Origin of the sequence: Frankia sp. R82, from assembly GCF_023716925.1 — a bacterium.
In the GTDB taxonomy this organism is placed as follows: domain Bacteria; phylum Actinomycetota; class Actinomycetes; order Frankiales; family Frankiaceae; genus Frankia.
In genome coordinates, this window is record NZ_JAMQQG010000222.1 from 1 (window position 1) to 8,142 (window position 8,142).

The 8,142-nt window shown below is 71.2% G+C and carries 6 protein-coding genes; 3 read left to right on the forward strand and 3 right to left on the reverse strand.

Annotated elements, in window-relative coordinates:
• A partial coding sequence (locus ND747_RS18760; protein ID WP_251735015.1) for an acyl-CoA dehydrogenase family protein occupies positions 1 to 824 on the reverse strand: 824 nt, incomplete at its 3' end.
• A 184-nt stretch (positions 825 to 1,008) separates the two neighbouring features.
• On the opposite strand from ND747_RS18760, the gene ND747_RS18765 reads away from it, so the two are divergent.
• The gene (locus ND747_RS18765; RefSeq protein WP_251735017.1) at positions 1,009 to 2,220 is read left to right on the forward strand and encodes an amidohydrolase family protein; all 1,212 of its coding nucleotides are present in this window, start codon (positions 1,009 to 1,011) and stop codon (positions 2,218 to 2,220) included.
• Positions 2,221 to 2,370: 150 nt separating this feature from the next.
• Here ND747_RS18765 and ND747_RS18770 read toward each other — a convergent pair whose 3' ends face one another.
• A complete protein-coding gene (locus ND747_RS18770; protein WP_374216267.1) occupies positions 2,371 to 3,846 on the reverse strand; it encodes an aldehyde dehydrogenase family protein in 1,476 nt (491 codons plus the stop codon).
• Positions 3,847 to 3,925: 79 nt separating this feature from the next.
• On the reverse strand, positions 3,926 to 5,140 hold the full coding sequence (locus tag ND747_RS18775) for a CaiB/BaiF CoA-transferase family protein (RefSeq protein WP_251735021.1): 1,215 nt from the start codon (positions 5,138 to 5,140) through the stop codon (positions 3,926 to 3,928).
• 452 nt (positions 5,141 to 5,592) lie between these two features.
• On the opposite strand from ND747_RS18775, the gene ND747_RS18780 reads away from it, so the two are divergent.
• Both ND747_RS18780 and ND747_RS18785 read left to right on the forward strand, forming a co-directional pair.
• Positions 5,593 to 6,744, forward strand: a complete 1,152-nt coding sequence (locus tag ND747_RS18780) for an acyl-CoA dehydrogenase family protein (RefSeq protein WP_251735022.1) — start codon at positions 5,593 to 5,595, stop codon at positions 6,742 to 6,744.
• Entirely contained in the window at positions 6,741 to 8,024 is a 1,284-nt protein-coding gene (locus ND747_RS18785; RefSeq protein WP_251735024.1) for an acyl-CoA dehydrogenase family protein, read from the forward strand. Before ND747_RS18780 ends, ND747_RS18785 begins: the two co-directional genes overlap by 4 nt.
• The last annotated feature ends 118 nt before the right edge of the window (positions 8,025 to 8,142 follow it).

Sequence of the window (8,142 nt, forward strand, 5' to 3'; positions counted from 1 at the left end):
GCCCCGCTCGCCCCGCTCGACTCGGGGGAGGCGAGCGCCCCGACGCGGCGAACGGCCTCGGCGACGACGAGGTTCATGCCGCGGGCGCGCACCGCGTGGTCGGCCAGGCGGTGCTGGACGGCCTGGGTGGCGCCGATCGGCCGGCCGAACGTGTGCCGCCGCGCGGCGTAGCTGACGGTGCGGTCGAGCATCCGCCGCACGCTGCCCAGGGTGTCGGCGGCGAGTAGCAGCTCGTACAGGTCGACGGCCTGGCCGAGGGCGGTGAGCGTGCGCCCGGCCTCTCCCGGCCAGGCGTCGGCCCGCACCGTGACGTCGGCGCATGCCCGGGACACGTCGAAGCGCTCGGTGTGCGCGGTGAGCTGCCAGTCGTCCGGGTCGGTGAGCAGGATCGCGCTGCCCCGCGCCGGGTCGAGCAGCAGCAGGGCGTCGGCGTCCGGGGCGCCGTCGACCCGGCGGGCGAACCGGGCGTCCGGGCCACCCGCATCACCACCCGTGCCGGGCTGGCCGGCGGGGTCGAGCCGGCCGAACGCGCAGATCCGTTCGCCGGCGAGGATGCCCTCGAGCAGCTCGTCCACCACCGGATCGCCGCTGGTCCGGGCAAGCGCGTGGGCGCTGGCCGTCAGGCCGGCCAACGGGGCGCCGTGCAGGGCGGCACCGCACTCGGTGGCGCAGGCCGCGGCCGCGTCGACGCGCAGGCCCACGCCGCCCCGGTCCTCGGGTACGCAGAGGCCGGGCAGTCCGATTTCGGCAAGGTCCAGCCATCCGTTGCGCCACAACGGATCGACCGTCGGGGTGCCGTCCGGCCTGGCGGCGTCTCCCAGCACCGCTCGCACCGCATGGGTAAGTTGTTGTATCTCAGTAGTAGAGGTGCTGGACAGATCGGCGTCAGCTCCTGTGGCAGGCAGTCGGGACGACTGCGCACATCTCGGCATCGAGGTCGAGATCGATACTCTGGCGCCGCCGAGTTCGGCGTCAAGCCGCGCGCAGTGATCGGGAATGAGGCGGATCGTGACGGACCAGGTGACGGAGACGGACCAGGCGTCGAAGCCTTGGATCTTTGACTTCGACAACCACTACTACGAGTCGGAGGACGCGTTCACCAGGCACGCCGACCGCTCTCTGCGCTACCGCGGCGTGCGCTGGGCGGAGGTGGACGGCCGGCGTCGCCTCCTCGTGGGCGGGACGGTCAACTCCTACATCGCGAACCCCGTGTTCGATCCGGTCGCGAAGCCCGGCGCCCTGTTCGACTGGTACCGGGGCAACCCGAACCAGCAGTTGATCAAGGATGCGTTCGGCGAGCTCGAGCCGGTGCGGCCCGAGTACCGCGACCGCAAGGCGCGCCTCGCGGTGATGGACGAGCAGGGCCTGGCCGCGACCCTGCTGTTCCCCACCCTCGGGGTCGGTGTCGAGGACGCCATCCGCGCCGACCCGGAGGCCAGCAACTCGGTGTTCCGGGCGTTCAACCTGTGGCTCGACGAGGACTGGGGCTTCCGGTACGAGAACCGGCTGTTCGCGGTCCCCTACATCCCCATGCTCGACCCGGAGTTCGCCGCGAAGGAGCTGCGCCGGGTGCTGGACGCCGGGGCGGTGGCCGTCAACATGCGCAACGCGCCGGTGCCGGTGCCGGGCGGCTACCGCTCGCCGTTCGACCCGGTGTACGACGCCTTCTGGGGTCTTGCGGCCGAGGCCGGCATCCCGGTGGCCACCCACGCCGGGCTCGACGGCTACGACATCCTGGTCAAGATGTGGGAGCCCGGTGGCGAGGAGACGGCGCTGTTCCGTTCGCCGCTGCGCGGCATCGTGACCAAGAGCCGCGCGGTCAGCGACTTCTACGCCGCCGCGGTCTGCCACCGGGTCTTCGAGCGGTTCCCGACGCTGCGTTTCGCCAGTGTCGAGAACGGCGCGTCCTGGGCTCCGGAGCTGCTGCACCGCCTCGATGACGCGGCCAACCGCAACCCGGGCTACTTCAAGGAGAAGCCGAGCGACACCTTCGGCGAGCACGTGTGGATCACGCCGTTCTGGGAGGACGACATCGACCACCTCGTCTCCCACGGGGTGCGGGTCGACCGGCTGCTGCTCGGCTCCGACTGGCCGCACGCCGAGGGCACCCGGGAGCCGGCCGACTTCCTCACCGAGTCGCTGTCCGGTCTGTCCGAGAGCGACACCCGGCGCGTCGCGCGCACCAACGCCCTTGAGGTCCTGAACATCTCGATCGGCTGATCCGGCCTGGCCGCCGTCGGTTTCTCGGCGGCCAGCACCGAACGTCAGAACGGGGCCGGCGGTCGCCGGCCCCGTTCGTCGTACGCGAGCACGTCGTACGCGAGCGGAGGGGGCGGTGGGGCAGGTCGTTCACCCCACCGCCGTGACCGCTCAGGAGGACGGTTCGGCCAGCGCCTTCTGCTCGAGGTACTCCTCGAAGCCGGCGACGCCCATCTCCCGGCCGATACCGGACTGCTTGTAGCCGCCGAAGGGAACGTCGGCGCCATACCACATGCCGCCGTTGACCGACATCGTGCCGGTGCGGATCCGCCGGGCGATCCGCAGTGCCCGCTCCCGGTCGGCGCCCGAGACCCCGCCGGACAGACCGAAGATCGAGTCGTTGGCGATCCGGATCGCGTCGTCGTCGGTGTCGTAGGGAATCGCGACGAGAACCGGCCCGAAGATCTCCTCCTGGGCGATGTTCATCGAATTGTCGACGTCGGCGAGCAGCGTCGGCTGGAAGTAGAAACCCCGGTCGAACTGGGTGGCGATGCCGCCGCCGGTGACGACCCGGGCTCCTTCCTCGACGCCCCTGCGGACCAGGCCGTCGATGCGGGTCAGCTGCGCCCGGTTGACGATCGGACCGGTCATGTTCGACGGGTCCTCCGGGTCACCGTAGGAGATGGCGCCGATCAGGGCCGCGGCGGCCTCGATGCCCTCCTCGTAGCGGGACCGGGGCAGCAGCAGCCGGGTGGCGGTGGCGCAGCCCTGTCCGCCGTGGGTGCAGATCCCGAACACGGCCAGCGCCGACGCGGCGGCGATGTCCTCCACGTCGTCGAGGACGATCTGCGCCGACTTGCCGCCGAGCTCCAGGAAGACCCGCTTGATGGTCGCCGCGCCGGCTTCCATGATCCGCCGGCCGACCGCGGTCGAGCCGGTGAAGCTGACCATGTCGACGTCCCGGCTGGTGGTGAGCACCTCGCCGATGGTCTTGTCGGCGGCGGTGATGACGTTGAAGACGCCGGCCGGGATGTCGGTGTGCTCGGCGATGAGCCGGCCGAGGGCCAGGCCCGTCCACGGGGTGTCCGGGGCGGGCTTGAGCACGACGGTGGCGCCGGCGGCCAGTGCCGGAGCCACCTTGGCGATGTTGATCTGGTTCGGGTAGTTCCACGGGGTGATCGCGGCGACGACCCCGACCGGCTCACGTTCCACCCAGCGGTTCGCCGGGCCCGCCATCGTCTGGGCGACGCCGAGCTGCTCGGTCCAGGAGTACTTCTCGGCGAGGTCGGCGTAGTAGGAGACGAACTCGATCGGGCCGTCGAGCTGGGGCCCGCCCAGCAGCATCCGGGGCGCGCCCACCTCGGCGACGGTGATGTCGGCGAGCTGGTCGCGGTGGTCGAGCAGCGCCTGGTGCAGCTGGCGCAGACCGCGGACCCGCAGGTCCAGGTCGTGCGCCCACTCGGATTCGTCGAACGCGCGGCGGGCGGCGGCGATCGCCCGCTCGGTGTCGGCGCGCGAGGCGTCGGCGGCCGAGCCGATGATCGACTCGTTGGCGGGGTTGATGTTCTCGTAGACCGCGCCGTTCTCGGCCTCGACGAGCTCGCCGTCGATCAGCAGTCGTTCCTCATGCCACGAGTCGGCAGTCAGCGGCATTGGATCTCCTTTGAAATGATCACGCGGCGTGACGTGCGCACGCGTGGTTGGTGCACCGGCATGAGGACCTGGCTCAGGCCACGACGCCCTTGATCTTCAGGTTGATGATCGTGTCCCAGTCGAGGCCCAGGCTCTGCAACAGGTCGTCCCCGTGCTCGTTGAGCTCGGGAGCGCGCCCGGCCACCGGCGGCTCACTGTCGTACTGGATCGGCGCGCCGACCAGTTTGAACTCGGTGCCGTTCGCGGAGACGACGTTCTGGACGTAGCCGTTCTCCAGGGCCTGCGGGTCCGTGCCGATCTCGAGGGTGGTCTGCGCGACGGCCCACTGCCCGCTGAAGGTGGCGAGCTTCGTGCGCCACTCGGCGAGCGGGGCCGCGGCGAGCACGGCGGTGAGTTCGTCGGCCGCGGCACCGGCGTTCGCGCTGAGCGCCGCATGGTCGATGAAGCGCGGATCGGTGGCGAGCTCGGGCCGGCCGATGAGCTGGCAGAACTCCGCCCAGTACCGCGCCGCCTGCAGGCAGGAGAAGACCAGGGAGCGGCCGTCGGCGGTCTGGTAGATCCCGACGAGCGGGTTGTTGGTGCGCCCACTGACCGACTGGTGCAGCGGGATCTTGTGCTGCTGGGAGATGGCGATGCCCTGGCCCTGCGCCCACATGCCGACGCCGAGCAGTGACACGTCCAGCACGGTCGCCTCACCGGTGCGCTCCCGGTGGAACAGTGCGCCCATGATGCCGCCGGCGATGGTCAGGCCGCCGATCGAGTCGCCGAAGCCGGGGCCGGGGGGGAAGGTGGTCCGCTCGCTGTCGCTGGTCGTCATGGCGCTGCCGATCCCGGAACGCGCCCAGAAGGAAAGGAAGTCGTACGAGCCGCGGTCGGCGTCCGGGCCGCGCTCACCCTGGCCGGTGCCGCGGGCGTAGATGATGGCGGGGTTGTGGGCGCGGATGTCCTCGACGTCGATCTTGAGCTTCGCCCGCACGCTCGGCAGCTTGTTCGTCAGGAACACGTCGCTGGTCGCCGCCAGCTTGTAGAGGATTTCCAGGCCCTCGTCCGTCTTCAGGTCGAGCGCCAGGCTCTTCTTGTGCCGGTTGGAGTGCTCGAGCAGCACGTGTACCGGGCCGCCGACCATCGCGACGCCGGTCTGCGCGAGGCCGCGCATCGCGTCCCCGCGCTCGACGTGCTCGATCTTGATGACCTCCGCACCCCAGTCGGCGAGCAGCGCCGAGGCCGCCGGTACGAACGTGTGCTCGGCGACCTCGAGGATGCGGACGCCCTTCATCACTGCCGTCATGCCGACCTCCGGCCGGTGTGTGCGCTGCTGCCGGTGAAACGCTGCGCAGGTGAATGGAATTCGTGGATGGGATGCGGGATCCGGGAAGGATCGCGGGGGGTGGATCCGGGGCGGGATCCAGGTGGACCGGCGCCGGACCACGCGGCCCGCTCAGGTGGCGGCTCGCCGGCAGAACTGTCTATATTGATCTCGATATTTGTCGACCCTAGCGGCGGTGGATGCAACCGGCAACGCGTTGCGAACCGACCCTTCCGGATGATCGCCGCAAATGTGGACTGAGTCCAGACTACCGGTCTACTGTGACCGTACAGGCGCGCCGTCGCCCCTGCTGGAGAGATCCTCCGAGCTGCTGTTCTGCGCAGGTCGCCAGTGTTCGGGATCGTCGTACCGGCTGGGCTGACAGCGGGCGAACCGGGCCGGCGGCGCCGGAGCCCGGCGAGGCGGAGGAATTGATGAAGGTGGGACTGAGCGCCGACCAGGAACTCCTGGTCGGCACGACCCGCAAGTACCTGCAGGACAGCGTGCCCAGCGACGTTCTGCGCGGGTTGCGCAACCGTCCCGAGGGCTACGAGTCGGACTACTGGACGACCGGCGCGGAGCTGGGCTGGGCGGCGCTGCTGGTCGCCGAGGAGCACGGCGGCGGCAGCGTCAGCGGTGAGGGCCTGCGGGACCTGGCCCTGGTCGCCTACGAGTTCGGCCGCCAGGCGTCTCCCGGCCCGCTGCTGGGGACGAACATCGTCGCCGGTGCGCTGTCGCGGGCCGATGGCGCGGCGTTCGAGTCGGAGCTGGAGCAGCTCGTCTCCGGCACGGCCGTCGGGGCCTGGGCGTATGCGGAACCGGTGCCGCACGGCGGCCTCGGTGAGGTGGCGGCGAGCGCCGTCGAGTCCGACGGGCAGTGGGTGCTCTCGGGCGACAAGGTCGCCGTGGAGCACGCGGCGCAGGCCACCTATCTGCTGGTCACCGCCCGCACCGGGGACGGCCTGACCCAGCTGCTGGTGCCGACCGACACCCCCGGCGTCACCATCACCCCGCAGCGCACGATCGACGTGTCGCGCCGGTATGCCCGGGTGGCGCTGCGCGACGTGCGCCTGCCCGCCACCGCGCTGGTGGGTGTCGCGGGCGCGGCAGCGGCCGACGTCGAGCTCCAGCTGCAGGCGGCGCTGGTCATCCAGACCGCCGAGATGGTGGGCGCGATGGACCGCGCCTTCGAGCTGACGCTGGGCTGGCTGACCGACCGGTACTCCTTCGGCCGGCCGCTGGCGTCCTACCAGGCGCTCAAGCACCGGGTCGCCGACCAGAAGCTGTGGTTGGAGACCTCGCACGCCCTCGCGGACGCGGCCGCCGTCGCCGTGCAGAGCGGCGACCCGCGGGCCGGCGAGCTGGTCAGCGTCGCCAAGTCCTACCTGGCCGAGTACGGCCCGGAGCTGCTCCAGGACTGCGTCCAGCTGCACGGCGGCATCGGCGTCACCTACGAGCACGACCTGCACCTGTACCTGCGGCGCGTGGTCATCGGCAGCGCCCTGCTGGGCACCGCGCGGGAACACCGCCTGCGGATCACCACCCTGTTGGAAGCCCGCAAGGGCGCGCGAAAGGTCGAGGCGTGAGCGAGATCGAATCGGTCGAGGACTTCCGGGCGCGGGCCCGCGCGTGGCTTGCGGAGAACGTCCCGCGGCTCGGCCCCGATCACCGCGGCCGGTCGTTCGTCCGCCCGGACGACGAGGAGCTCGCCGAGGTCGCCGAGGAACGGCGCCTCCAGCGGCTGCTGTTCGACGGTGGGTTCGCCGGAATCTGTTTCCCGAAGGAGTACGGCGGTCAGGGCCTGACCCGCGAGCATGCCGAGGCCTTCGACCAGGAGCTCGCCGGCTACGCCTTCCCCGAGCGGCTGCAGGTCCCGAACATGACGCCGTGCGCGACGGTCATCCTCGAGTTCGGCACCGAGGAGCAGAAGCGCACCCACCTGCCGAAGATCCTGCGCGGCGAGGAACTGTGGATGCAGTTCCTGTCCGAGCCGGGCTCGGGTTCGGACGTCGCGGGCGCGAAGCTGAGCGCGGTGCGCGACGGTGACGACTGGGTGCTCAACGGCTCCAAGATCTGGACGACCGGCGCCTGGTGGTCCGACTGGGGCCTGTGCCTGGCCCGCACCAACTGGGACGTGCCCAAGCACCGGGGGCTCACGGTGTTCATGGTGCCGATCCACCAGGACGGCATCGAGATCTCCCGGATCGAGATGCTCGACGGCAGCAACGAGTTCTGCCAGGAGTACCTCACCGACGTCCGGGTGCCCGACACCGACCGCATCGGCGGCATCGACGACGGCTGGACGGTGGGCACCCGCTGGCTGCTGCACGAGCGCTCGTTCAGCTCGTCGCCATACGCGCTGCACCCGACCGGTTCCAACTCCTACGGCTCCGCGCAGGGCGACCCGGCCGACAACCTGCTCGCCCTGCTGGACAGCGCGGGGCGCGTCGACGATCCGGCGGCCCGCGAGGACGTCGGCCGGGCCTACACCCTGCAGGTCGCGACGAGTGAGCTGGACCGCCGGCTGCACGCCCTGATCCTCTCGGGCAAGGGCTCCGACCAGCTCGCCGCGGTCGGCCGGCTCATGCACGGGGTGGCGGGGGCGCAGGTGGCGACGATCGCCTTCGAGCTCGCCGGGCAGAGCGCGGTCGCCGGTGACGTCGACGACGACGTGCTCGGCGACCTCGGCATGCGCTACCTGCTGCGCCAGGCCGGTTCGATCGGCGGCGGCACCACGGAGATCGCCCGCAACGTCATCAGCGAGCGCGTCCTCGGCATGCCGCGGGAACTGGCGCTCGACCGAAACGTCCCTTATCGGGAGGTGCGTACCGCGCCGTCCGGTGGTTCGTCCGGGGCGCGTCGGTAGAACCGCGCCCCGCCGGTAGCCCGGAACCGGTAGAACAAGGAAAAGCCAGGCCGATCTCGGGCCGGTCGCCCTGCGCCGAGCGGGATCTCCGCTGCGGGCGCGCCGCGGCGACCGGCCC